The sequence below is a fragment of the Candidatus Nanopelagicales bacterium genome (genome assembly GCA_030700225.1).
Lineage (GTDB): Bacteria > Actinomycetota > Actinomycetes > S36-B12.
The window spans coordinates 24,805-48,294 of the sequence record JAUYJT010000014.1; the positions used below are offsets into that span (position 1 = coordinate 24,805).

The 23,490-nt window shown below is 64.7% G+C and carries 20 protein-coding genes; 7 read left to right on the top strand and 13 right to left on the bottom strand.

All coding sequences use genetic code 11. From position 1 onward, the window contains the following. The first annotated feature begins 321 nt into the window (after positions 1-321). Positions 322-447: a hypothetical protein gene (locus Q8P38_01635; protein ID MDP4013313.1), complete on the top strand. Its 126-nt coding sequence runs from the start codon at positions 322-324 to the stop codon at positions 445-447. 65 nt (positions 448-512) lie between these two features. Here Q8P38_01635 and Q8P38_01640 read toward each other — a convergent pair whose 3' ends face one another. After that, a complete protein-coding gene (locus Q8P38_01640) occupies positions 513-1,280 on the bottom strand; it encodes a 5'-methylthioadenosine/adenosylhomocysteine nucleosidase (GenBank protein MDP4013314.1) in 768 nt (255 codons plus the stop codon). 131 nt (positions 1,281-1,411) lie between these two features. On the opposite strand from Q8P38_01640, the gene Q8P38_01645 reads away from it, so the two are divergent. After that, the gene (locus tag Q8P38_01645; GenBank protein ID MDP4013315.1) at positions 1,412-1,876 is read left to right on the top strand and encodes a cupin domain-containing protein; all 465 of its coding nucleotides are present in this window, start codon (positions 1,412-1,414) and stop codon (positions 1,874-1,876) included. Positions 1,877-2,024: 148 nt separating this feature from the next. Here Q8P38_01645 and Q8P38_01650 read toward each other — a convergent pair whose 3' ends face one another. Together Q8P38_01650 and Q8P38_01655 are read right to left on the bottom strand one after the other, a co-directional pair. Then, the gene (locus Q8P38_01650) at positions 2,025-2,414 is read right to left on the bottom strand and encodes a type II toxin-antitoxin system death-on-curing family toxin (protein MDP4013316.1); all 390 of its coding nucleotides are present in this window, start codon (positions 2,412-2,414) and stop codon (positions 2,025-2,027) included. Beyond that, entirely contained in the window at positions 2,411-2,641 is a 231-nt protein-coding gene (locus Q8P38_01655) for a hypothetical protein (GenBank protein MDP4013317.1), read from the bottom strand. Before Q8P38_01655 ends, Q8P38_01650 begins: the two co-directional genes overlap by 4 nt. A gap of 136 nt (positions 2,642-2,777) precedes the next feature. Here Q8P38_01655 and Q8P38_01660 point away from each other — a divergent pair, with 136 nt between their 5' ends. Both Q8P38_01660 and Q8P38_01665 read left to right on the top strand, forming a co-directional pair. Further along, positions 2,778-5,621 (top strand): MMPL family transporter, encoded by a 2,844-nt coding sequence (locus Q8P38_01660; GenBank protein MDP4013318.1) that lies wholly within the window; start codon positions 2,778-2,780, stop codon positions 5,619-5,621. Further along, a complete protein-coding gene (locus Q8P38_01665; protein ID MDP4013319.1) occupies positions 5,618-8,038 on the top strand; it encodes a hypothetical protein in 2,421 nt (806 codons plus the stop codon). The genes Q8P38_01660 and Q8P38_01665 overlap by 4 nt, the downstream gene beginning before the upstream one ends. A gap of 1 nt (position 8,039) precedes the next feature. On the opposite strand, the gene ilvD is transcribed toward Q8P38_01665, so the two are convergent. Beyond that, complete coding sequence (gene ilvD, locus Q8P38_01670) at positions 8,040-9,704, bottom strand: dihydroxy-acid dehydratase (protein ID MDP4013320.1); 1,665 nt, start codon at positions 9,702-9,704, stop codon at positions 8,040-8,042. A gap of 95 nt (positions 9,705-9,799) precedes the next feature. Between ilvD and Q8P38_01675 the strand changes: the two genes are divergently transcribed. The 3 genes from Q8P38_01675 to Q8P38_01685 all read left to right on the top strand — a co-directional run bounded on the left by Q8P38_01675 (position 9,800) and on the right by Q8P38_01685 (position 12,396). After that, positions 9,800-10,549, top strand: a complete 750-nt coding sequence (locus Q8P38_01675; GenBank protein MDP4013321.1) for a polysaccharide deacetylase family protein — start codon at positions 9,800-9,802, stop codon at positions 10,547-10,549. Positions 10,550-10,610: 61 nt separating this feature from the next. Then, positions 10,611-11,570, top strand: coding sequence for an aldo/keto reductase (locus Q8P38_01680; GenBank protein ID MDP4013322.1), 960 nt, complete (start codon positions 10,611-10,613; stop codon positions 11,568-11,570). After that, on the top strand, positions 11,539-12,396 hold the full coding sequence (locus Q8P38_01685; protein ID MDP4013323.1) for an endo alpha-1,4 polygalactosaminidase: 858 nt from the start codon (positions 11,539-11,541) through the stop codon (positions 12,394-12,396). Before Q8P38_01680 ends, Q8P38_01685 begins: the two co-directional genes overlap by 32 nt. A 215-nt stretch (positions 12,397-12,611) precedes the next feature. Here the strand turns inward: Q8P38_01685 and gatB are convergent, their stop codons facing one another. The 9 genes from gatB to Q8P38_01730 all read right to left on the bottom strand — a co-directional run. Continuing rightward, positions 12,612-14,126 (bottom strand): Asp-tRNA(Asn)/Glu-tRNA(Gln) amidotransferase subunit GatB, encoded by a 1,515-nt coding sequence (gene gatB / locus Q8P38_01690; protein ID MDP4013324.1) that lies wholly within the window; start codon positions 14,124-14,126, stop codon positions 12,612-12,614. Beyond that, on the bottom strand, positions 14,123-15,607 hold the full coding sequence (gene gatA, locus Q8P38_01695; GenBank protein ID MDP4013325.1) for an Asp-tRNA(Asn)/Glu-tRNA(Gln) amidotransferase subunit GatA: 1,485 nt from the start codon (positions 15,605-15,607) through the stop codon (positions 14,123-14,125). The genes gatB and gatA overlap by 4 nt, the downstream gene beginning before the upstream one ends. Next, a complete protein-coding gene (gatC, locus tag Q8P38_01700; protein ID MDP4013326.1) occupies positions 15,604-15,897 on the bottom strand; it encodes an Asp-tRNA(Asn)/Glu-tRNA(Gln) amidotransferase subunit GatC in 294 nt (97 codons plus the stop codon). The genes gatA and gatC overlap by 4 nt, the downstream gene beginning before the upstream one ends. A gap of 24 nt (positions 15,898-15,921) precedes the next feature. Continuing rightward, the gene (ligA, locus tag Q8P38_01705) at positions 15,922-18,174 is read right to left on the bottom strand and encodes an NAD-dependent DNA ligase LigA (GenBank protein ID MDP4013327.1); all 2,253 of its coding nucleotides are present in this window, start codon (positions 18,172-18,174) and stop codon (positions 15,922-15,924) included. A 147-nt stretch (positions 18,175-18,321) separates the two neighbouring features. Further along, positions 18,322-19,008 carry a hypothetical protein gene (locus tag Q8P38_01710; protein MDP4013328.1) on the bottom strand — a complete coding sequence of 229 codons (687 nt, stop codon included), beginning with the start codon at positions 19,006-19,008 and terminating at the stop codon, positions 18,322-18,324. Further along, positions 19,005-19,550, bottom strand: coding sequence for a hypothetical protein (locus Q8P38_01715; protein ID MDP4013329.1), 546 nt, complete (start codon positions 19,548-19,550; stop codon positions 19,005-19,007). Before Q8P38_01715 ends, Q8P38_01710 begins: the two co-directional genes overlap by 4 nt. A gap of 220 nt (positions 19,551-19,770) precedes the next feature. Beyond that, positions 19,771-20,163 carry a hypothetical protein gene (locus Q8P38_01720; protein MDP4013330.1) on the bottom strand — a complete coding sequence of 131 codons (393 nt, stop codon included), beginning with the start codon at positions 20,161-20,163 and terminating at the stop codon, positions 19,771-19,773. Between the two features lie 303 nt (positions 20,164-20,466). After that, positions 20,467-20,958, bottom strand: a complete 492-nt coding sequence (locus tag Q8P38_01725) for a hypothetical protein (GenBank protein MDP4013331.1) — start codon at positions 20,956-20,958, stop codon at positions 20,467-20,469. A 35-nt stretch (positions 20,959-20,993) separates the two neighbouring features. Continuing rightward, the coding region (locus Q8P38_01730) for an RHS repeat-associated core domain-containing protein (protein MDP4013332.1) at positions 20,994-23,490 on the bottom strand (2,497 nt) is incomplete at its 5' end.

The window sequence follows — 23,490 nt, forward strand, 5'->3', positions numbered from 1 at the left end:
GCAACGAAAAACCCCCCGGCCCTATTGGGGCACCGAGGGGTCGCGCGTCAGCGGGTGGCCGACGCGCTACGTAACTACGAGGCGATGTGATCGCACGGGGCAATCCTCGGCCTGGCGGGGGCATCGTGTCAAATCAGGGGGTCGGCGGTCCAGCCAGCCCTGACTTTGCGGCCGTTCCCGACAAACGCGCCCTTTGGGGTACAGGCGCGCCCGTTGCAACGGTCGCGTCCTTCAGTAACGGGTGTTTCTTCCGGGAACGGCAGTGAGTATCTAGGTAGCTCGGTTTGTGGCTCTGATGCGTGGAGTTCAGGATTGGGTTAGATGATCCACGCCGAGCACCGGAAGCTGCTGCGCCTGCGTGACGACGAGGGTCTACCCGACGAGTTGATGTGCACCATCCAGCGTGAACTGGATGTGCGACTCAAGGCCAACGAGCTGCCGCGTTGATCGTCCGAGAACTTCTGGGTAACCGCAAGCCTCCCCACCGTGGCGTCCGGCCCCCACCAAAGGAACTACAACTGCCGGGCTTTCGCGGTCAGGAAACCGCGAATGATCCCCAGGCTGTACGGATCGGCGATGTGGGTAAGAAACGATTGGAAATCGACCGCCGCGTGCGAATCTGCCGTGTCGGAGATGATGCGGGCGATGCCGAAACGTGCGCCGTGTTCGTAGGCCACCTGCGCCACGGCCGCTCCCTCCATCTCCACACAGATGGCGTCGGGGAGCCGTCGGCGCAGATCCTCCCTGAGCTTTCCGTCGGCGACGAACTGGTCGCCGCTGAGCATGAGTCCCCGGGTGACCACCGGGTTGGCCACCCCGAGGCGGTGTCGGACTTCCTCGGGAAGTTCGGTCAATAGTTGGTGGCGCAGGTAATGTTCGGCGCTTCGTTGCAGCTCCTCCGTCAGCACAGGATCTGTTGGGATCCGGGTGACTCCCAGGAACGGAAGTTCATGGCGAGGGAATAGTGGTCGGGCATCCATGTCGTGTTGAACGAGTTCGTCGGCCACGATCACGTCGCCGATCCCACGGTCCGGGTCGACTGCACCGGCGAGTCCTATGAACACGAGCTCGGCGGGGTCGTAACGGGACAGCAACTGAGTGGCCGTAGTGGCTGAGGCGACCTTGCCCCATCGGGACCACACCGCTACCACCGGACTGCCCCACAACTCTCCCGCGTAGAACTGCCGCTCGCCGATCCTCTCGGACCGCACGCCGGTCATCGAGCTGAGCAACGCGTCGATCTCTTCCTGCATGGCGGCCATCAGGGCGATTGGGCGCATGGCCCAAGTGTTCCAGAGTCCTGAGGAATAGACCCGGCAGTTACTCAGCGGTCGGTGCGCGAAGTGGTCGAAGATCAGCCGCAGCGCGGGATTCTCGACTGCGGCCTGTTTCCCGTCGATAGGCTGCGGCTGTGGCCGATGCAGAGAGCTTGATCAGAGATCTGGGCCTACAACAGCACCCCGAGGGTGGTTGGTTCGCAGAGATCCACCGTAGCCAACACCAGGTGACCCGCTCCGATGCTGCCGTGCGAGTAGCCGGAACGTTGATCTACTACCTGTTACGCGCTGGCGAACACAGCACCTGGCACCGGGTGGCGTCCGAGGAGATTTGGAACCACGTGGCGGGTGATCCCCTAAGCCTGTATACCCACCCCGGCGAACTCGTGGAGACCGTGCTGGGTACACCGCCGGATCTGCCAGCCGCCGGAGTCGTCGACGCGGGTGTCTGGCAGGCGGCCCGCAGCAGGGGGACCTTCACCCTCGTGACGTGCGCTGTGTGTCCCGGCTTCGACTTCGCGGACTTCGAATTGCTCTCCCCTGAATCGACCGACCGCGCGACATTGGCGCAACTGCCAGGCCTCGGCTTCCTCGCGTGATGAGCAGACTTTCGGTGCCGGGAGGCCCCGGCCACACTTCGCGCTCACTTTGTGTGAGGCACCTCGCCGCGGTGGTCGCCCGGGGCCATAGCCAAAAGGACAGGAGTCCTCTGCCTGATCGAGGCAGGAAAGCGGGCGACCGAGACACTCAGTGTGGCCGCCCATGGTCGCGCAGCCACGTCGCGATCTCAGCAACGGCAGCGTCGCCAGTGGCGGCCCTCACCGCGAAGTCGACGGCTCCAGCTTCGTCACCTTGAACGATTACGCCGTTGCATTCGCAGAAGAGTAACGCGGTAACGAATGCCGTGCGCTTGTTTCCGTCGATGAATGCGTGACCCCTAGCCAGAGCCACCAGGTACCTCGCGGCCAGCGCCGGAACGTCGTTGACACCTTCGTACATCCAAGCGTTGCGGGGTCGGAGTAGCGCGGATTCCAGCGCGCCCGCGTCGCGTACTCCAGGTGTCCCGCCATACCGGGCCAACTGGTCAGCGTGGATCGCGGTGACAACCGACGGGTGAACCCACTCGGGTTCGCTCACCGGTCCGCCAACGCTTTCAACGCATTCCTGTAGCGGGCGTTCACCTTCTCCATGGCCTGGATCTGCTTCTCGACCTCCGGGTCGAACACGGACAACGTGATCTCACCCGCAGCGGATTCCAGCAGTGTCAGATAGTCGCCCTCCCCCACGCCCACGGCCTCGATGACGCTCCTGGGAAGGAGCACTCCAAGCGACCCGCCGATCCGGCGCACCTTCAACTTCGCCATACGATGATTATAACCTTTGTTACACCTGATGCGCAGGGCCGCGGCCCGTGACTAGCACGCGATCCCGCGAGCCACGCCACGACGGCAATTCGACCGTTCCTTCTCGCAGGCACGAGCGAGGCGGCAGGATCGGGGGGTGACACGTCGGCTGTACTTCATAGGCCGCTGGAGCGCCCAGCACGCCAAACTCGTGCTGGCCATGTGGATCATCGCCCTCGTGGCCCTAAGCGGCGCGAACATGGCAGTCCCCCAGTCTGGTCGGCAGGAATTCTCCCTAGAGGGAACCGATAGCGCGACCGCGTTGACGCTGATGAGCAGGGCTTTCCCTGGAGTCGCCTCGGACGCCAGCCCAGTGGCGATCTCGGCGGATATGAGCCTGGCCAGCGGCGACGGCAAACAGATACTCGATAACGTGTCCAAGTCCGTCACGCGGATCCACGGCGTAGTCAGCGTGACCGGACCAGCGGAACAACCGAGCCTTCTATCTGACGACAAGAAGACCGCGATACTCAACGTGACGGTCAATGATCGCTATATCGGCCAGCCGGACAAGGCCCGGGAGATTCTGGATACGGCGACCAAGGAAGCGCAGGCGATATCGCCGACAGCCAAAGTTGCCATGGGAGGAATTCTCGGCGAAGCGATCTCGAGCACCGACACCAAGAAGAGCGAGATACTGGGCCTCATCGCGGCTGTCATCGTCCTGTTAATAGCACTGAGACGCCCCGAGGCGGCGTTCATTCCCATCGTCAACGCGATCTTCGCCGTGGGGTGCGGACTGGCGATAGTGAGCCTTCTCGGCCGCATTGTCCTCATTCCCAACGTCGCGGCAACACTGGGAACGATGATCGGGCTCGGCGTTGGGATTGACTACGCGCTGTTCCTGGTGACCCGTCACAGGGTCATGTTGCTCAAGGGCTTCGAAGTGGCCGACTCAGCCGGTCGCACAGCGGGCACGGCCGGGGCGGGCATGGTGTTCGCCGGCAGCACCCTGATCCTGGCGGTGTGCGGTCTGTCGCTGACAGGAATCTCATTCCTGGCCTGGCTCGGCTACTCGGCCGCGATCGTGGTTGCCGTGGCAGTCGCGGCGTCCCTCACCCTGGTCCCAGCCATCTTCGGGCTGCTTGGCAAGAGAGTCCTCCGCAAGAAGCAGATTCACGCCATCCACGAGGGCGACACGCACTTGGACGAAGGATCCTGGGCTCGGATAGCGGACTCGGTGACGAGTCGGCCATGGCGCTACGCGGTGACCGCTACTGTCGTCCTGCTCATCCTGGCCAGTCCGATGGCATCGATGTCGTTCGGTCAGGCTGATGACTCAGCCCTGCCTCCCGATACGACCGCCTATCAGGCCAACCAGATGATGGTCGACGCGTTCGGCCCAGGTTCGGTTGGGCCACTGCTCGTAGTCGTGCAGATGAACCGAGCGGCTGAGCCGCCCAAGAACGCGAAGCTATCGTCCGGCTCCGGGGATCCCCGGGCACAGGACCCCCGGCTGACCAGGCTGGCGGCCGACCTTGCCAAGACACCCGGCATCGAGAACGTCAGTCCGCCCTATGTCAGCCCAGACGGAGGAGTCGCGGGCATCAAGGTAACCCCAACTACAGGGCCAGCCGATCCCGCGACGCAAGCTCTAGTTGAAGCTCTGCGCGCGAAAGTCCTACCCCAGGATACGAAGGGGGAGGACATGAACGCGCACGTCGGCGGGCTCACGGCTCTGCAGATGGACTTGACCGGCCAGATCGGTGAACGACTGCCGTACTTCATCATCGGGGTGGCTACGCTCTCGGCCCTGCTGCTGATGGTCGCGTACCGCTCCTTGGTCATCCCCATCAAGGCTGCCGCGATGAACCTGATCTCAATCTCCGCCGCATACGGCGTTGTCGTCGCGGTCTTCCAATGGGGCTGGGGCGCTCACTTGATAGGCATAGAAGAACTGGTTCCCATCGAATCGTATGTACCGATGATGATGTTCGCCGTCCTCTTCGGCCTGTCCATGGACTACGAGGTGTTCCTGCTGACGTCGTTCCAGGAGCACTGGTCCCGCACCGGGAACATGGTCGCCTCGGTGCGGCGCGGGCTGACCGACACCGGGCAAGTCGTGACGTCGGCGGCCTCCATCATGGTCGTGGTCTTCGCGTCGTTCATCCTCGTGCCAAACGCGATAGTGAAAATGTTCGGCATCGGGTTGAGCACGGCTGTTCTCGTCGACGCCACGATCGTGCGGTGCATCTTGGTCCCGGCTCTCATGGTGCTGGCAGCCAAGTGGACCTGGTGGCTCCCGAGGTGGCTGAACCGGATCGTTCCCGCCCTGCACGTCGAGGGTGACCCGTCTGAGCTTGAGTCGATCCACCGACCCCATGACGAGCCGCCGCCGGAAACCACGGATGTCAAGGCGCGACCCTCGACGCCCCTTCTGCCAATCCTGATAGGCGTATTCGTCGCGTGGTTCGTCGGAAGCCGGATGAGGCAACCCGCCGACTCCGCGCCGTTCCAGGATGTCGCCATAGCGGTCGCGGCTCTCGGCGGAGGCCTCGCGGTCTGGCTGCCTCGCAGCCTCGCCGGGTCGGGGCGCCTGCCGGGCGTGAGGATACTGGTGATGCTTTGCGGGGCGGTCTGCGTCGGTATCGGCTACGGAATACTCGGCATCGTGATCGCGCCTGTCGCCCAGGTCCCAGGACGTATGGCCGCTTGGGCGCTGCTTGGGACCGCCCTCCTTGCGACACTGCCCAAACTGCGGAGCTACGGCCTTCCCTTGATGGTCGGCGGCATCATCATGACTGTGACGTTCGCTTCGTCCGCGGCCGAGTCCTCGGGCAGCGCCGGAGATCTCGTGCTCAGCGCAATGGTCCCGGCGGCGCTGGCTGGCACCGTCGCGCTCCTGGTGCGCAGGATCATGGACTCGGCGAAGGATTCGCGTGACTATCCGGCCGAGCGCAAGTCCCGCCACCGCGAACACCCGACGAGCGTCTCATCATGAAGCGCCTGCTCATCGCCGCGATTTCCTTATCCCTTGTGGGCATCGCGATCCTGGCTGGCCCTTCGGCCACGGGCCGACAGCCCCAAGCATCAGGTGACTCCGGAACTGGGTCCAGCCCGGCGGGCTCGGCGCCCTGGTCCGCGACCAACGCGCTGGCCGGAGACAGCAACACCCCGGCCGAGGGAACCCTGCGCAACGACGAGCTCGTGGTGGCGTCCCTAGATCCTTTGGGGCTGCCCGTAACGGCCAACCTGATCAGCCGGGTCAGCAGCTCCGGCGGCCCGCAGCGGACCATCGTCGATCCGACTTCCACGTCAAACATCGCCTACCTGAACAGGCGCGGACAGCCCACGGTCGTAGGCAAGGGCATCGAGGTCACCGTGGGCGGCCAGGAGCCTGTCGTCATCATCACGAAGGCCGAATTCGACCGGACACTCCCGGTGGCGCTGCACGCCGAGTACGTTCTGAACGGTCAGGTCGTTGACCCACAAGACGTCGTCGGAGCGTCCGGCGATGTGACCATCAGATTCACGGTCACAAACGTCGACGTCAAACAGCAGAAGCTGCGCTACACCGACTCTTCCGGGAAGAGCCACGAGAGCGAGGAGCCGATCTTCGCCCCGTTCGTAGGCACGCTCACCACGGTCCTGCCGGGCGAATACGACATCACATCGAGCAAGGACGCGGTCGCCTCCACCGACGGCAAGGGCAACACAGTCCTGACATGGAGCCTGCTGCTGTATCCGCCGCTTGGCGACTACAGGCAGGTCGTGAGCTTCGGCGCCACCACCGAATCCGCCGTCGTGCCCATGACCACGCTGGCGGCGGCCCCCGTGTCAACGAACCAGGACCCTGCTGTCGCCTTCAGCGCGGACATGTTCGGCAAGTCGCTGGATGGAAACAAAGAGCTGACCGACGCGGTGAGCAAACTCGACGACGGCACCCTGTCTCTGGCGGACGGAGCCGCGAAGCTGGCAGCCGGACTGTACGAACTCGACCAAGGCCTCGGCAAGGCCAGCGATGGTGTTTCCGATCAGCTCGTGCCTGGCACGATCCAGGTCGCAGTCGGCGCCAGCGCCATAGCCGTCGGCCAGGGCGAGCTTACGACCGCTGTCGGGACTGCCGCCGATGGCGCCGGGGAACTGTACTCGGGCGCGCAGGAGCTGGCCGTGGGGCTGGCGGCGCTCAGTGCTGGACTGGACATCCTGGCGAACACCGCGCTGCCCGAGATCAGGGATGGCGCGAAGAAGCTCAAGAGCGGTACCGTCGAGCTGTCCGAGGCTGTTGGCTCCCCCACGGATCCACCGATCCCGATCCCCACGACGACCCCGATCCCAACGCCAACCGCTTCGATCACGCTCGTGCAAGCGATACGGGGGGCCGTTCTCGCGGCACAAGTGCTCACGGTTCAAGCCGAGACTCTCGCCACGAACCTTGCCCCAATCTTCGCGACCATCGACACCAGCGCGATCACTTCCGGCACGGCCAGGGACCGCGCCGATGACGCGACTGACGCGCTGGACGCGCTCCTGGTGGAACTGTGCCCGACACCCCCGACGATCACTCCCCAGCAGTGCGCGGACATGGAGCAAGCCCGCGTCGATTCCAGCACTGCGGCCGCCGACGCCGGTACGGTCTCTGACGACCTGACCGACGCATCAGTCCTGGCCGACACGGAGCTCCTCCGCGCCCAAGGGATTGCGGTGGCTCTGGACTACTTCGAACAGTTTCTTAAGGAGATAAGAGCGGGCATCCTCGAAGTCTCCGTGGCCCTGCGCTCCGGTTCCTACGTGCCAGGCGAGGAGGGCCTGGTAGAGGGACTGACGGAGCTAGTCGACGCCTTGAGGCTGACTGTGGCGGCTACGAAGATCCTTGACAAGGGCGGTGACGCGGCTCTGGCCGGAGCCAAGGAACTGGCCGCTGGCAACCTGGCCCTGTCCAACGGTCTGGACGCGACGGACGCGGGCGCGCGCCAACTCACGCGCGCGACGGACAAGCTGGCGGCCGGCGCCAGCGAGGTGGCGTTTGGGTCAGTCGAGGTTGCGGCAGCTCTCAAAGCACTGACCGAGGGAGCGGGCCAAGCCACCACCGGCGCGGGAGATCTGGCATCCGGAGCCGAGGAACTGCAGCAGCAGGGAACGCGCAAGATGCTGGAATCCGTCATCGAATCGTCGCAGCAGCCCGCGCTGGCGAACGCGTGGCTCGCAGCCGCCAGCGCCAGGGCACCGGAGGCACTCCCCTATGGACAACCGAAAGGTGCTGATGGCAGCGCTGCCTACGTGATGACGATGGACCCGGTGGGGCCATCTGACAGCTGGGCCTGGCAGATCGCCGCGATCCTGATCCTGGGCGTGTCCGCCGTGGCCGGGGCGGCCCTGAAGCAGAGCCTGGCCACGCGCCGCGAGGAACGGGGCTAGCTCAGTCGCAGACGGCGCCCTTCGACGCCGAACCGACCAGTTGGGTGTACTTGTGCAACACGCCGCGCGTGTACCTGGGCTCCGCGGGCTCCCAGTTCTCACGGCGCCGAGCCATTTCCTCCTCCTCGACCAGCAGATCGAGGCGGCGACTCGCGATGTCGACGCGGATCCTGTCTCCGTCAGCGACCAGAGCGATCGGCCCACCGTCGGCGGATTCGGGTGCCACGTGTCCGACGCATAGACCGGTCGTACCGCCTGAGAAGCGCCCGTCCGTCACCAGGAGGACGTCCTTACCCAATCCGGCGCCCTTGATGGCGCCTGTGATCATCAGCATCTCCCGCATACCGGGTCCGCTCTTGGGCCCCTCCTGGCGGATGACAACGACATCCCCCGCCTGGATCGTGCCGTCCTCCAGCGCAGCCATGGCGGACTGCTCTCGCTCGAAAACGCGGGCCACCCCTTCAAAGACATCAACTGGCACTCCCGCGTTCTTCACCACGGCCCCGTCCGGGCACAGCGAGCCAGACAGAATCGTGATGCCACCAGTGGGCATCAACGGCGCGCTAACCGGATGAAGGACCCAACCGTCAGGCTGGGGCACGTCCATGTCGGCCAGATTCTCGCCCATGGTCCTGCCCGTAACCGTCAGACAGTCGCCGTGCAGCATCCCAGCGTCCAGCAGAGCCCGCAAGACCACAGGAACGCCGCCCACCCTGTCCACATCACTCATTACGAACCGTCCGAACGGCTTCAGGTCGGCCAGCAGCGGCACCTCAGATCCGATCCGGTGGAAGTCCTCCATATCCAATGGCACATCGGCTTCGTGAGCCAGCGCCAGCAGATGAAGCACAGCGTTCGTGGAACCGCCCAGGGCCATGACGACCGTTATCGCGTTCTCGAACGCCTCCCGGGTCAGGATGTCCCGCGTCGTGATCCCGCTGCGCAGAAGTCCAACGACAGCCTCACCCGAGTGCCGGGCTATCCCGTCCCTCCTACGGTCAACTGCGGGCGGAGCCGCAGATCCGGGCAGCGACATGCCGATCGCCTCGCCGACGCTGGCCATGGTGTTCGCGGTGTACATGCCCCCGCACGCGCCTTCGCCAGGGCAGATAGCCCGCTCGATGCGATCGACCTCATCGCGTGTAGTCAGGCCGCGCGCGCAGGCCCCGACTGCCTCGAACGCGTCGATGATCGTGACATCGCGGTCCCCGACCCTGCCGGGCAGGATCGATCCCGCGTAGACCAGGACGCTGGCGACATCCAGCCTCGCGGCGGCCATGAGCATCCCTGGTAGGGACTTGTCGCACCCGGCGAAGGTGACCATGGCGTCCAAACGCTCGGCCTGCATCACAGTCTCGACCGAGTCGGCTATCACCTCTCGGCTGACGAGCGAGAAGTGCATGCCTTCGTGCCCCATCGAGATGCCGTCCGACACGGAGATTGTCGCGAACTCCAATGGGTACCCACCCGCTGCGTGGACACCTTCCTTGGCGGATTGCGCCAGTCTCTTCAATGACAAGTTGCACGGCGTGATCTCGTTCCAGGACGAGGCAACCCCGATCTGCGGCTTGGCGAAGTCCTCGTCCGCCATTCCAACGGCACGCAGCATCCCTCTGGCGGGAGCCCGCTCCATTCCGTCAGTCACCTCGCGGCTTCGCGGTTTCATATCAGGTATTGAAGGCATGCCCGCAAGCCTACTTCGACGGTTGCGACACGGTTGCCGCTCACCGCCCGGGCGCGCGCCGGATGCGACACTGGGGCGTGCTGAAACTCCCGCTCACAGTCGTCGCCGCCGTCAGCGCCCTGATCCTCGCCGCGTGTGCGCCCGCTGGCTCTGCCCCCCAGAGCCCCACGGCGTCCGAGTCAACGAGCGCATCCGGAAGCGCATCCCCGTCTGAGGCCAGCCCGTCGCCTTCGCCCAGCGACAGCAGCAAGCCGTCGAAGGTTCTCTATCTGACATTCGACGATGGACCGTCTGTTCCGTTCACTCGACAGATCCTGGACATCTTCGAGGAGTACAACTCCAAGACGACTTTCTTCATCTATGGAGCCTTCGCCAGGGTCAACCCCGGCGTTGTCAAGGACATCGTTTCGCGAGGCCAGGCGATCGGGAATCACACGTACAACCACCCGAACCTCACGACGCTGTCCGACGACGCGGTACGCAAGGAACTGAGCAAGACCGCCGACGTGGTGGGTCCGGGGATGGGCCCGTGCATGCGACCTCCCTACCTGGCCACGAACGACCGCGTGCGCCGCATCAGCAAGCAAGAGGGATACAGCACCGTGTTGGGAGACCTCTCGGCCGCGGACTGGACCGTGCCGCCTGTCTCGACGCTGATGGCGTCTCTGCGCGCCGCGTCGAAGAACAAGGCGATAATCATCATTCACGACGGACCGCAACTGCGGCAGAACACAGTGGCGGCGGTTCGCCAGTTGATGCCATGGTGGATCAAGAAGGGCTTCAGCCTGGAGTCACTGCCGCAGTGCGTGAACCCAGTCCAGCCCTGATCTGAGCAGGAAGCCATATGGGGGATTCCGCGATCGGGCGAGCGCGGCATAGAGTCTGCCCATGCACGTAACGCCACGAAGAATCGGCAGCTGGGGGCTTGAAGTCGGCCGGATCGGGCTTGGCTGTATGTCCATGACCGGTGTCTACGACGTGGATCAGCGACAGGACGAACGCTCCGAGCTGACGGTACGCAGGGCCATCGACCTTGGCGTGACCCTGATCGACACCGCGGACTCCTACGGTCCGTTCACAAATGAGCTGCTCGTCGGACGGGCCCTAGCGTCCCGCCGGGGAGCGGCGGTGCTGTCAACCAAAGTGGGTCTGGTTGGCCGATCGGACGGGGCTGTGCTGCGCAACGGCCGACCTGATCACATCGTGTCAGCGTGCGATGCTTCGCTGCGCCGCCTCCAAGCGGACCACATAGACCTGTACTCCTTGCACTCAATCGACCCCGGGGTGCCGGTGGAGGACTCGTGGTCTGCCATGGCTGGCCTCGTCGCCGCCGGCAAAGTACGTGCGCTCGGCATCATGACTGATGACATCGCTGTCCTGGAGCTCGTTCAGGCGATATTCCCCGTCACAGCCGTGTTCGTCGAGTATTCGCTTTGGGCGCAGGGCAACGAGGCCGTAGTGCGCTGGTGCGGCGAACGCGGGATAGGGGTGCTCGCGACGAGTCCACTGGGTCGCGGGTACCTGACCGGGACGCTGGACCCTGCCCGAAGATTCGCTTGGACTGACTTGCGGTCGAAACTCGGCGACTTCAGCCCCGACGGCCTTCGCGAAAACCGCGTATGGATCGACCGGCTTCGGCGCGTCGCGAGGGACAAGCGAGCGACCTCGGCCCAAGTCGCTCTGGCTTGGGTCTCGCAGCAAGGCGAGCACATCGTCCCCTTGGCCGGAACCAAACGTCCCGACCACCTGGAAGAGAACGCCCGCGCGGCTGATCTGAAGCTGGACGACCTGGACCTGAGCCTGCTGCGGGGGGAAAATGAGGAGAGTGACCAGGGAAGCGATACCTAGAGCGACGATCCGTTCGCTCTTGGGGGCGGTCCTGCTCGGGTTATCTGTAGTTGCTGGGACTCCGATCGCCAACGCCACGCACCCCGAGCCCGTGCTCGAGCCTGGGGGTACCCCCACCCGCCTCGAAGAGGCGGGAAGGGGGAGGGACACGTTCCACATCCAGTTCAGCGGCAAGCTGCGCGTGCCGACGGGGACAGACGTCGTCGAGATCGACGGGGAGGACACGCGAGCCCGACGAGTCACCAAACTGCACGCTCGCGGCATCGAGGTCGTCTGCTACGTCAGCGCGGGCACGTTCGAGAACTACCGTCGGGACGCGGCCAAGTTCCCGGCCCGCGTGATCGGCGAACAGCTTCCGGACTGGCCAGATGAGCGATGGCTGGACATCCGCAAGCGCGGGGTCCTGAGACCCATCATGACCCGGCGAGCCCGGGCCTGCGCGCGGAAGGGATTCGACGGCATCGAGTTCGACAATGTGGACGGATACGCCAACAACACCGGATTCCCGCTGCGCCGGGCAGACCAGATCAAGTACGACAAGATGCTGGCGCGCATCGCCAGGAAGAACGCGCTGTCACCGGGCCTGAAGAACGCCGTGGGACTGGTGAAGGATCTCGAACCGGCATTCGACTGGGCCCTCAACGAAGAGTGCGTCACCTACCGGGAATGCGGGCGCTACAGGCCGTTCGTTCGCAGCGGCAAGGCAGTGATCGTCATCGAGTACGGGGGGGTGAGCCAGAAGCGCCTCTGCCGCGTGACCGGTCGCCTTGGCTTGAGTGGGCAGATGAAGCGCCTCAGCCTGTCGGCCTGGTCACGGCCCTGCTGACTCTGGCGCGCTGTGGACCGAAGTTCAGCTATTCCGCTGCCGAAGCGGCCGTTCCCAACAAACGCGAATGTTTGGGTACAGACGCGCCCGTTGCAACACCCGTTTCTTGCTGTAACGGTCGCGTTTGTCAGGAACGGCCGCATCGGCGAGGGGCTGGGGGCGGAAGCGTTCCACCTCACGTGGCTTCGGGCCGGACAGGCCTACGCCGGTCCGCCTCAGCCGAGTCCCAGGCGCTCCATGAGCAACTGCCGAACGCGCGCGGCGTCGGCTTGCCCCCGCGTCGCCTTCATCACGGCGCCGATGATCGCTCCAGCCGCCTGCGGCTTGCCGCCCTTGATCTTGTCCACCGCGTCGGAGTTCCCGGCGATCGCTTCATCCAGGATCACCGCCAACGCGGCATCATCGGACACCAGCTCAAGACCGCGGTCGCGGATCACGGCGTCGGCATCCCCTTCCCCGGCCAGAATCCCCTCGAACACTTGACGGGCCAACTTGTCGTTCAGAGTCCCCGCCCGCACTAGGGCATCCACCCTGGCGACATCTCTCGGAGACGCCGGGATCTCGCTCAAGTCCACTGAACGTTCGTTCGCGACCCTGGCCAGTTCCCCCAGCCACCACTTGCGCGCCGCCGCGTGGCCCGTTCCCAAGTCCACCGTTGCCTCGACGAGATCCAGGGCTCCGGCGTTGATCACGGACTGCATGTCGAAGTCGCTGATCTGCCACTGCTGCTGAAGTCGTTCACGGCGGACAGCGGGCATCTCCGGCAACCCCGCCTTCAAGTCGGCCACCCATGCCTCATCCGGCGCCATCGGCATCAGGTCAGGCTCTGGGAAGTACCTGTAGTCCTCCGCCTCTTCCTTAGATCGCCCCGGTGTTGTCGTCCCGGAGTCTTCGTGGAAGTGACGGGTTTCCTGATGGACTCTGCCGCCGGAGTCCAGCACAGCCGCCTGCCGACCGATCTCGAACCTCACCGCACGCTCGACAGAACGCAGGGAGTTGACGTTCTTCGTCTCGCTGCGCGTCCCCCACGGCTGACCGGATGGCGCGATCGACACGTTCGCGTCGCACCGCAGCGATCCTTCTTCCATCCGCACGTCCGATACCTCAAGCGCCCTGAGGATCTCGCGCAGCTCGGCGACATACGCCCGGGCAACCGCGGGCGCGAGTCCCCCGGTGCCGGGAACGGGCTTGGTCACTATCTCGATCAACGGCACGCCGGCCCGGTTGTAGTCGACCAGCGAGTAGTCCGCCCCGTGGATGCGACCCGTGGCTCCGCCCGCGTGACTGAGCTTGCCGGTGTCCTCTTCCATATGGACCCGTTCGATCCCCACGCGGACCGTCTGGGCACCGTCATCTGTCACAACCTTGACGTCCAGGTACCCGTCGACGCACAAGGGCTCGTCGTACTGGCTGATCTGGTAGTCCTTCGGCATGTCCGGATAGAAGTAGTTCTTCCGCGCGAACCGGCACCAAGTGGCGATCGAGCAGTTCAGGGCCAGCCCGATACGGATCGCTGACTCCACGGCCATCCGGTTCACCACTGGCAGGGACCCTGGCAGCCCCAGACAAACTGGGCAAGTGTGCGTGTTGGCGGGCGCTCCGAAGTCCGTGGGGCAACCGCAAAACATCTTGGACGCGGTCCCAAGTTCGACGTGGACTTCGAGTCCAATGACCGGGTCGAAGCGGGCGATCGCCTCGTCGAAATCGACAACGCAGGACTGAACGCTCACAGGTCCACTTCCCCGATCACTGGCCCGCCCCTGCGGGCATCAAGGGCAGCCTCAAGCGCGGAGGCCACGTTGTAGAGGCGATCATCGAGCCGGTGGGGGGCGACGATCTGCAAGCCGACCGGCAAGCCAGCGTCAAGGCCGATCGGCATCGACAATGCCGCGTTGCCCGCCAGGTTCACCGGGATCGTGGCGATGTCGTTCAGGTACATCGACAAAGGATCTTCCACCTTCTCGCCGATACGGAACGCCGTCGTTGGACAGGTGGGCGAGACCAGGACGTGACAGGTGTCGAAGGCAGCCGAGAAATCGCGCTGCACGAGCGTGCGAACCTTCTGGGCCTGCGCGTAGTACGCCTCGTAGTAGCCAGAGGACAACGCGTAGGTGCCGAGCATGATGCGCCGCTTGACCTCCGGGCCGAATCCGGCCTCCCGGGTCGCGGCCATCACCTGCTCCGCGCTGGAATCTCCATCATCGCCAACCCGCAGCCCGAACCTCATGGCGTCGAACTTGGCCAGGTTGCTCGAGGCTTCGCTGGGAAGGATCAAGTAGTAAGCGGCCAATGCGTAATCGAAGCTCGGGCATGAGACTTCGACGATGTCGGCCCCCAGTCCCGACAGGACATCCAGTGCCCGCATGAAGCTGGCCAGTACTCCCGGCTGGTATCCCTCGCCGCCAAGCTCAGCGATGACGCCAATCCGCAGACCCGAAACATCCCCCTCGCGCGCCGCCGCTACTACGTCCGGAGCTGGCTCGGGCAACGATGTGGAGTCCCTCGCATCATGACCCGCCATAACCTCATGCAGCAGCGCCGCGTCCATGACAGTACGGGCGCATGGCCCTGCCTGGTCAAGAGATGACGCCAGCGCCACCAGGCCGAAGCGCGAGACCGCTCCGTAGGTCGGCTTCACTCCTACAGTGCCCGTGACAGACGCCGGCTGCCTGATGGAACCGCCGGTGTCAGTGCCAACCGCCAGCGGCGCCTCGAACGCCGCGAGCGCGGCGGCTGAACCACCCCCGCTGCCTCCAGGTATGCGGTCGAGGTCCCAGGGGTTGCGGGTGGGGCCGAATCCTGAATGCTCGGTCGAGGATCCCATCGCGAACTCGTCCATGTTCGTCTTGCCCAGGATCGGCAGGCCCGCGCGCCTCAGCCTGGTGACGACGGTCGCGTCGTACGGCGGCCGCCAGCCGTCGAGGATCCGCGACCCGCAGGTCGTCGGAATTCCCCGGGTCGCCAGCACGTCCTTGACCGCCACTGGCACGCCAGCCAGAACCGGCAAGTCATCACCGTCAGCCCTGCGCTGATCCACCTGACGGGCCGCGGACAAAGCGCCCTCGGCGTCTACGTGAAGGAACGCGTGGACCCTGTCATCGACGTCATTGATCCTGTCCAAGCAAGCGGCGACCGCCTCCGCCGATGAGGCGTTTCCAGCGGCTAGTTCCGCCGCCAGACCCGCCGCCGACAGCCGCGCCAGGTCCGTCACGACGATTCCTCGTCCAGAATCCGGGGAACCCGGAATCTGCCGTCCTCAACCGCTGGCGCCCCCGCCAGAACGGTGTCACGGTCCAGACACTGATGAACCTCGTCCTCGCGGAAGACATTGATCATCGGGACGGGGTGAGATGTGGCTGGCACGTCATCGGTAGCCACCTCGGAGACAGTGGCCACGGCCGCCAGGATCTGCCCTAGCTCGCCAGCGTAGCGGTCCAGTTCCGCATCACTCAGGGAAAGCCTGGCGAGTCGCCCCAAGTGGGCAACCTGCTCGCGGGTGATCGAACTGTCGGGCACCACGCCATCCTATGAGTCGCCCTGTTCCCCGGTGGGCGCCGAGTCCCGCGCGGGCGGGCCGCTGTCCAGTAGTGCCCGGAAGCCGTCCTCGCCCAGAACGGACACTGACAGGGCCAGCGCCTTGGCTTGCTTGGATCCCGGATTCTCGCCCGCGACCACGTAGTCGGTCTTGGATGACACTGAGCTCGCCGCCTTGCCTCCTCGGGCGGCGATGGCCTCCTCGGCCTGATTGCGGGAGAAACCAGCCAGCGAACCGGTAACGACGATCGTTAGCCCAGCCAGCGTGTGGGGCAGGGAGTCGGCGGCATCCTCCGCCATGCGAACCCCGCAGGCGCGCCACTTCTCCACGATCGCCATTCGCCAGTCGGTAGTGAACCAGTCCACGATCGCCTCGGCGATCACCGGACCGACCCCGTCGCAAGCCGCGAGTTCGGCCACGTCAGCGCTGCTGATCGCGTCCAGCGAACCGAACCGCGTCGCCAGCGAGCGGGCGGCAGTGGGGCCGACATGTCTTATTGAGAGCGCGACCAGGATTCTCCACAGCGCCTTCGTCTTGGCTCGGGCAAGTTGCGACAAGAGCGCTTCGGCGTTCGCGGCCAAACCACGGCCGTCCCCGGGCTTCTCCTTGGTGAAGAAGTCACACGTCGCCAGCGCTTCTGAAGTGAGCGAGAACAAGTCCCCTTCGTCATCCACGAGCCCGCACTCCATGAGAGCGACGGCAGCCTTCCAGCCAAGCCCCGCGATGTCCAAAGCTCCCCTAGACCCGACATGGAACAGGCGCTCCCGGATCTGTGCCGGGCACAGCCGCGAATTCGGGCAGCGCAGGTCAACGTCATCGCTCTTCTCCGGCGCGAGGATCGACCCGCATTCAGGACATCTATCGGGCATCACGAACGGCCGCTGCGAGCCGTCACGTTCCTCCACTACCGGGCCTATGACCTCCGGAATGACGTCCCCAGCCTTGCGCAGGAACACCATGTCACCGATCAGGACGCCCTTGCGGGTGACTTCGTGGGCGTTGTGCAGCGTGGCCATGGAAACCGTCGAACCCGCGACGCGCACGGGCTCCATGACCGCGAATGGCGTGACACGGCCAGTGCGCCCGACATTGACGCGAATGTCCAACAGCCTGGTCCTGACCACTTCTGGGGGGTACTTGTACGCGACCGCCCAGCGCGGGGTGCGCGACGTCTGTCCGAGCCGCCTTTGTAGCCCGACGTCATCGACCTTGATGACGACTCCGTCGATTTCGTGGTCGAAGTCGAACCGACGCTCGCCCTGGCGAGAAATGAACTCCACGACGTCAGTCCGGCTTCCTACCACCTCGTTCGTCGACGCGACGGGCAAGCCCCACCGCTCGAGGCATCCGTAGGCCTGGCTCTGCAGATCTGGATGCCATCCTTCCGTGGAGCCGATCCCGTGGACGGTGAACCGCATCCGGCCGATCCGTCGGATCGCGTGGTCGAGTTCTGACCGCAACCTGTCAACATGACCGCGCGCTCTGTCAGCGCCCCTTCCCGCCTTCCCAAGGCCTGCAAGGTCGCGCTCGGCGGATCTTAGGTCCTCGACGCGCCTATCAATTCGCTGCCGCAACGTCCCGGCGCCGGCGTTGCGCGCGTTGGCGAATGGCGAGCGTCCCAGGTCGAGCATCTCGTCGTTGAGGCTGGCGAACTCAGCGTTGTCGAAAAACATCTCGCCGCGCACCTCGAGTAGCTGCGGCGCCGGAGCCTCCGATTCCGTCAGCCGCCGCGGCACGCTAGCCAGATACTGCGCGTTGAAGGTAACGTCCTCGCCGACCCGTCCGTCACCGCGTGTGGCCATCGACACCAGTTCCCCGGACCTGTACACCAGGTCCACAGCGAGCCCGTCGACCTTCAGCTCGCAAAGCAGTGCGGGAACCTCGCCGAGTTCTCGCGCGAGCCGATCCAGCCACCTGCCCAGCTCATCAAGATCGAAGACGTCATCCAGGCTCAGCATCTGCTGCTGGTGCTGCACTGGCTCAAACATCCCTGACCGGGCGCCGCCGACCAGTTGCGTCGGCGAGTCAGCGGTGACCAGCTCCGGAAACCGCCGCTCGATCTCCAACAGCTCTTGGAATAGCTCGTCGTACTCCGCGTCCGACAGAGTCGGACGGTCAGCGCCGTAGTAGCGATCGCGCGCTTCGTCTATCACGGTCACCAGTTCCACCCAGCGCGACCGCTCGCGCTCGGGAACGGAAACCGGTTCCGGTATGTCCATCACGGGATCAGCCTGCCATGGCATCCGCACGCCTTACACAGACAACTTGACAGTCATGATGAGGAATGCGTCGGAGACAGGGCTCGCGGGTCTGACCCGCCTTCCTGACTGGCTCAGTTAAGGCCTTTGGACTGATCGTCGGCATTTCGCGTTGCTCGTGATCAGAGGGCGTCACCAACGATGTTGCCAGCACTTCGTTCCCGGCCGGACCAGTCTGGAGCAGGGATTACCGGAACTAGTGGTGGCTCCACAACGGGACCATCTTCCCGCGGGTACTGCACGACTACCGAGGGCAACCACAGGTGGCTTCGTCTGGAGCGCGTGCCGGACCATTGCCTCGGCGTTGCGCCCCATCTCCCTCCCCAGATAGAGGTCTTCGAATACCTCCCGCGCCTGGTCCACCGACGTGAGCCCCATGGAGCGGACCAGGATGTTCACGTCATCCTGGTCCCTGATGTCCCTGGCGGCCAGTAGCTTCATGGCGAGCAGGTAGCGAGGGGACGCAATGAGAATCCGAAGGCCGCTGGAGGCGTCGGCGGGCTCCCGGAGCACGATCGCCTCCAGGTCCCCGCCCGGAACACCATCAGGGAGATAGTGCGACACAGCGACCTGGTTGTTCAACCAGCCCGGATCCAGTCGATGTCTCCTGGCAACCTCGTCCATCGCGTCGTAGATGGTCTCTTCAGGCCCGAATAGACCATCGACGTCATCGGTAGCCGAGCGATGGGCATACGTCAGCGTCATCGCAGCGCCACCGACGATGTACAGCTCCCCCAGGACATCCCGAGCGACCAACTCGTCGTTCAGCTCGTCCAGCAACGTCTCGATGGTGGCCGCGTCCAGCAGGTAGGAAGTCATACCGAGTCCAGGTTCCTACTGGAGAGGACGACCCGTCTTGCCTTGAACTCACCCGGAGTCTCGCGAAGGGCGACCGTTCGCAACTCCGGGGTGCAGATCCAGTGCCATCGGGCCAGGCGACTCCCAAGTCGCATGGCCCATGCGGGTGTTTCTAGACCGGCCTGCCGGGCTAGTCGTTCAGCCAGCGCGGAGATACAAGCGTCCCATAGCTCCGAGCGAGTAGTTCCCGGTTCCGCCAGGAAGAGATCTCGGTCCTCCGGGAGCTGGAGCCGGTGAAAGTGGGTGGTGGCCTGGGCCAGCAACCGGACCATCGCGGACTCAGATTCGTCCTCCCGGACCATCTTTCTGATCTGCGTCGCCAGAGCTGGCATCGTGAGATAGCGCCTGCTTCGGTACGAACTATCGCCCGGCAGCCTGGCTACCAGGCTGAGCCGGGAGCGGACTAGAGCTCCCTCCACCAATCTGCCAGATCGGTACGCCGAGACGTTGGACGGCGCCATGCCAGTGAGTTCCGCTACTCGTACCTGAGAAAGCACTTCCATGTTATAAGTATACCGTGCTATCTATAACTGTGGTGTCGGCAATGGAGAACTGGTTGTGTTGCGCAGCCAGGTTGATGACAGTGCAGCGGCCTGCTCGGTGGATGTCGCTGTCGTCGTGGAGGCCGACGGTGATCCTCGGTGGCGCGGGAGTCATCCAGGCGCCTTGGCCGTGGGTCTAGCCGACCTTCGCGGCATGGCCCTCTCCTCTGCGGTGACGCAACTAGCCGGGGGCCGTTGGGGTTGCTCCCACCAGCGCAGCCGCGAACTCCTCAGCCTCCTGAAGGCTGTCAAACCCGTGCATTTCCAGCGCGCCACCGCTGACGGGCTCGCGGAATGGGAAGCTCGCCCTGACACGGCCGCTGGTCACAATGGATGCTTCGTTCTTCGGCGGCCGTAGATTCACCTGCCTGCGACTCGCTTCGCGCAAAGCGACTGCCCCCCGGCTATCGAGACGAACCTCCACGACCGGTACCCCGTCCGCAGTAGTAGCTGCGGAAGCTGAGGCGACGTCAGCTTCCGTCACAAACGCGGGGCCCAGCCAAACCACCACGCGCCCGCTCTCGTCGCATCCGGCGATTCGCCGATCCGGCGGCTGAGGTGTCAGGGTAACCACGCAGCCCAGTCGGGCTGCCTTTCTCAGGACCGGACGAACCTGGAAGTCAGCCCGAGGCGCAGGAGGGCTCGGCTCCGGGACAGGAACCACCGAACATCCAGTGACGCCGCTCAACACGCCGACCACGCCTACTGCCACCGCATGTGTTCGTCGGCGCCCACCATGCCAACTCATCAACACCACCCATAGTGACGATTGCAGGACCGTTCATGGTACGCACAGCGCCTGCGATCAGGCCGGCACCAGGGCGTCCAGTGGCCCGATCTCCGCCTCGATCAGGCGGCGCCAAGGGCACCCAAACCCTCATCGCGCGGAGCCAACTTCGGCCCTGAGGCATCCCTCGTCCGGGTCCGGACGCGAGAGGGCCTTGGCGTCGATCCACGCGTACCCACGCCGTGTCGGTCCGTGAACGAACAGATGAGTCGTCAGCCCGGCGATGGTCTTCTCCAAACAGCGCGGCTCAGAGGACGCCGGATTCCATCCGCTCTTCTCCGCGTTCTCGGCCACCTGCCGCCTCAAGGACTCCCGGCTCCCCACGAAACGAAACACGACGTCCGGGTACACGTCAACGCAGAAGGAGAACATGCCAGCCGGGCCGCGTGCCTCCACCACGTCCGTGGCAGATCTGGGAACCAGGCCCCTCAGGTCGGCCATCGAGGACTCCCAAGACTCGCCGGGCCAGCAGTCCTGGTCGTCCGAGACGAACGCAAAGCCAAGAGTGAACACCAAGTTCGCCATCCACACCGCGCCGACGGAGATGACAACGACTAGCACAGCCGTGACGACAGCCAACACGCTGCGAGGCAGCGATCTCCGCTCCCGGGGGGCTTTCATGTGTACCTCAGTGCGGGTGAGCAGCGGACAACCCGTCCCTTCTCCCCCCTGCTTCTACACCAGAACGACCTGATGGATTGGTCCCCATTCCAGGCCTGGTAGAACTCCTTTTGCGCAGCGTTGTACAGAATGTCCAACCACCATCGACCGATGCGGTCTGTCGCCTGGGCATTCTCATACTGGGTCCTCCGCACGAGACGGTTGTTCCTCCTGTCCCTCCGCGAGTCACGCATCGCGGACTTGTTCCCCCGGTCCACCAGGCCCTCATGCGCGCCCGTGATTCGAGCTGTCCTCCATCGACCGATCTGAGCCATCAGCATGAAGTTCCATATGAAGTGCCGACGCGCATTCTGAATGTTGCCGTCGCCCGGCTCTCTCTCTTCCAGGTAGTTCGTGATGTTCCTCGCGCTATTGCATTGCACGGCGCCTATCGACGCGCACGCGACAATCTCAAGCCACTCAGCCTGCCCGTCTAGGTCGTATTGATTGACCGGATCCACAGGGTAGGTGTACGTGTTGGCGTTGCCGCCCCGGATGGGGTCTGTGGATAGGAATTGGCCGGTGTTGGGGTTGTACGGTCGGGCTCCCATTTGGATCAGTCCGGTGGCCTGGGAGGTGGGCCGCTGGTAGGCGCCGAGCCATCCGTAGCGGTCACCGCCGGACACATCGGTCGAAGCCGCACTGCCGGTGGGCTCGAGCGTGTTCGCTACGCCGCTGGTGCTGACGGTGTTGTTGATTGGGTGCCCGTAGGCGTCATACAGCTCCCAGGTGTCCAAGTCGAGGCCGTCTATCGTTCCGTCCCCCGCGCCGACCCTGGTACTGGTCTGATTGTCGGTCAGGGGCAGGGTGTTGGTGTTGTCGCCATGGGGACTCACCACGGGCACTACCCCGGTGGTGGTGGCGTCATCGCCGCTACCGGTTGTTGTCAGGATCGCCGCGACACCGCCGTCGATTCCGGGCAGCCACTGCGTCGTGGTCCCACCGGTGTCCGCGGCCCACGTGGGCGAATCCGAGGCGTCGCCGTAATGCCTCGTGGTAACAGCGCTGTCGTTGGCCTTCCGTGCCTGAGCCAGGGCCTGTTTCGCTGTCTTGGCCTTGGCCTTGGTGACGGTGGTTTCGGTGGTCGTGTCCTGCCGGCCAATCGGATCCATACCGTATTGGCGCACCAGCCACGTGTCGGAGCCGGTGTCGAAACTGATGCTGGACGCCACCGAATCATCCACGTAATACGTCTGGGTCACCGCGCCATCGTTCACCACTGGCGTCTCCACGCCCGGTAACGACGTCACCCTGCCCAGGGAGTCATAACCGTAAGTGAAAGCAGCGCTGCCGGTGACCTTGCCCGAACTGCTGGTCGTAGGTGTAGTCCCGGACACGATCTGCGCCATGGAGTTGAACACCCGACTCGTGGTGTAAGTCTTGGCCGGTGTCGGGCAGTCCTTCACCGGATCAGCCTTCCAATCCACCCCTTTCGTGGTGCCCGTAGTCGTCGTGGGCCTGGTGGACTCAACCCCATACTCGAACTCCTCGGAAAGGCACGTGGATCCCAGCCACATCGACGCGCCCGTGAGGCGCCCCGCGTGGTCGTACTCGGCCACAGACCGCGAACCAGGCAAGTCACCATCGGCTTGTAGGGCACCGACCGTGGTGGTGTCCCGTACTCGGGCGCGGCCCAAACCATCGGTGGTTTGGGCGTAGCCGACGATCAAACCGTTCCCCGCCCCCAAAGACCGATCCCCAGAGGCGGCCGTTGTGTAGACAAGGGAGGACAGTGCCCCAGCGGCGTCGGTCTTGGCTGCGGACACCACACCGTTCAACTCGGTGACTGTGGGATCCTCGGCGGCGTCGTACGACACAGTGGAAGTGTCCGGCAAACCCGGGAGCTGATAGTCCGCGCCCGAAACCAGGCCCCTGTGGTCGGTGTCGGAGTTCCACGACCACTTCGTCGTAGTCAAACCATCCCCGGTGGTATCGGTGAACCCGCCAGCGTCATACGTCGTAGCCGAAGTGACCCCGCCCGCGTCGGTGTAAGACACCTCCCGGCCCCACGAGTCATAGCCGGTCGACACGCTCGCCGCCGGGTTACTCCCGGTCGCGGCGCTCGACGCGGAAACCGGCAAACCCGTGGCGGCGTCATAGCCGTAAGTGACCGCCGGAACCGCCTTGTCCGTCGATGTTCCACCGGTGACGGTGGTGCCGGTGGGTCTGCCCGCGTCGTCATAGGACACCGTCGTGGTGCGGGTGCCACCGTTGAACGTATCCACGGAAGCGGCTGGCTGGCCCAAAGTGTCATACGCCGAAACGGTGGTGATGTTCGACCCCGAACCCCCGCTGGGCGCGGCGGCCATCGCCGTGGAGCATTCCAAACCAGCCCACTCCGGATGCCCCACGCAGTCCCCGTTGGCGTTCGGGCCATAGAACGCCGAAACCGTGGTGCCGGCGTCGCCGCCGTCAGATCCGGGCTGGATCTCTTTGGTGGTGTTTCCGTAGGCG

Coding starts and splice junctions, on each gene's coding strand:
- ligA (MDP4013327.1), bottom strand. CDS start 18,174: ATGCCATGGCAGGCTGATCCCGTGATGGACATACCGGAACCGGTTTCC.
- ilvD (MDP4013320.1), bottom strand. CDS start 9,704: ATGAAACCGCGAAGCCGCGAGGTGACTGACGGAATGGAGCGGGCTCCC.
- Q8P38_01710 (MDP4013328.1), bottom strand. CDS start 19,008: ATGACTTCCTACCTGCTGGACGCGGCCACCATCGAGACGTTGCTGGAC.
- Q8P38_01715 (MDP4013329.1), bottom strand. CDS start 19,550: ATGGAAGTGCTTTCTCAGGTACGAGTAGCGGAACTCACTGGCATGGCG.
- Q8P38_01685 (MDP4013323.1), top strand. CDS start 11,539: ATGAGGAGAGTGACCAGGGAAGCGATACCTAGAGCGACGATCCGTTCG.
- Q8P38_01665 (MDP4013319.1), top strand. CDS start 5,618: ATGAAGCGCCTGCTCATCGCCGCGATTTCCTTATCCCTTGTGGGCATC.
- Q8P38_01680 (MDP4013322.1), top strand. CDS start 10,611: ATGCACGTAACGCCACGAAGAATCGGCAGCTGGGGGCTTGAAGTCGGC.
- Q8P38_01640 (MDP4013314.1), bottom strand. CDS start 1,280: ATGCGCCCAATCGCCCTGATGGCCGCCATGCAGGAAGAGATCGACGCG.
- Q8P38_01635 (MDP4013313.1), top strand. CDS start 322: ATGATCCACGCCGAGCACCGGAAGCTGCTGCGCCTGCGTGACGACGAG.
- Q8P38_01655 (MDP4013317.1), bottom strand. CDS start 2,641: ATGGCGAAGTTGAAGGTGCGCCGGATCGGCGGGTCGCTTGGAGTGCTC.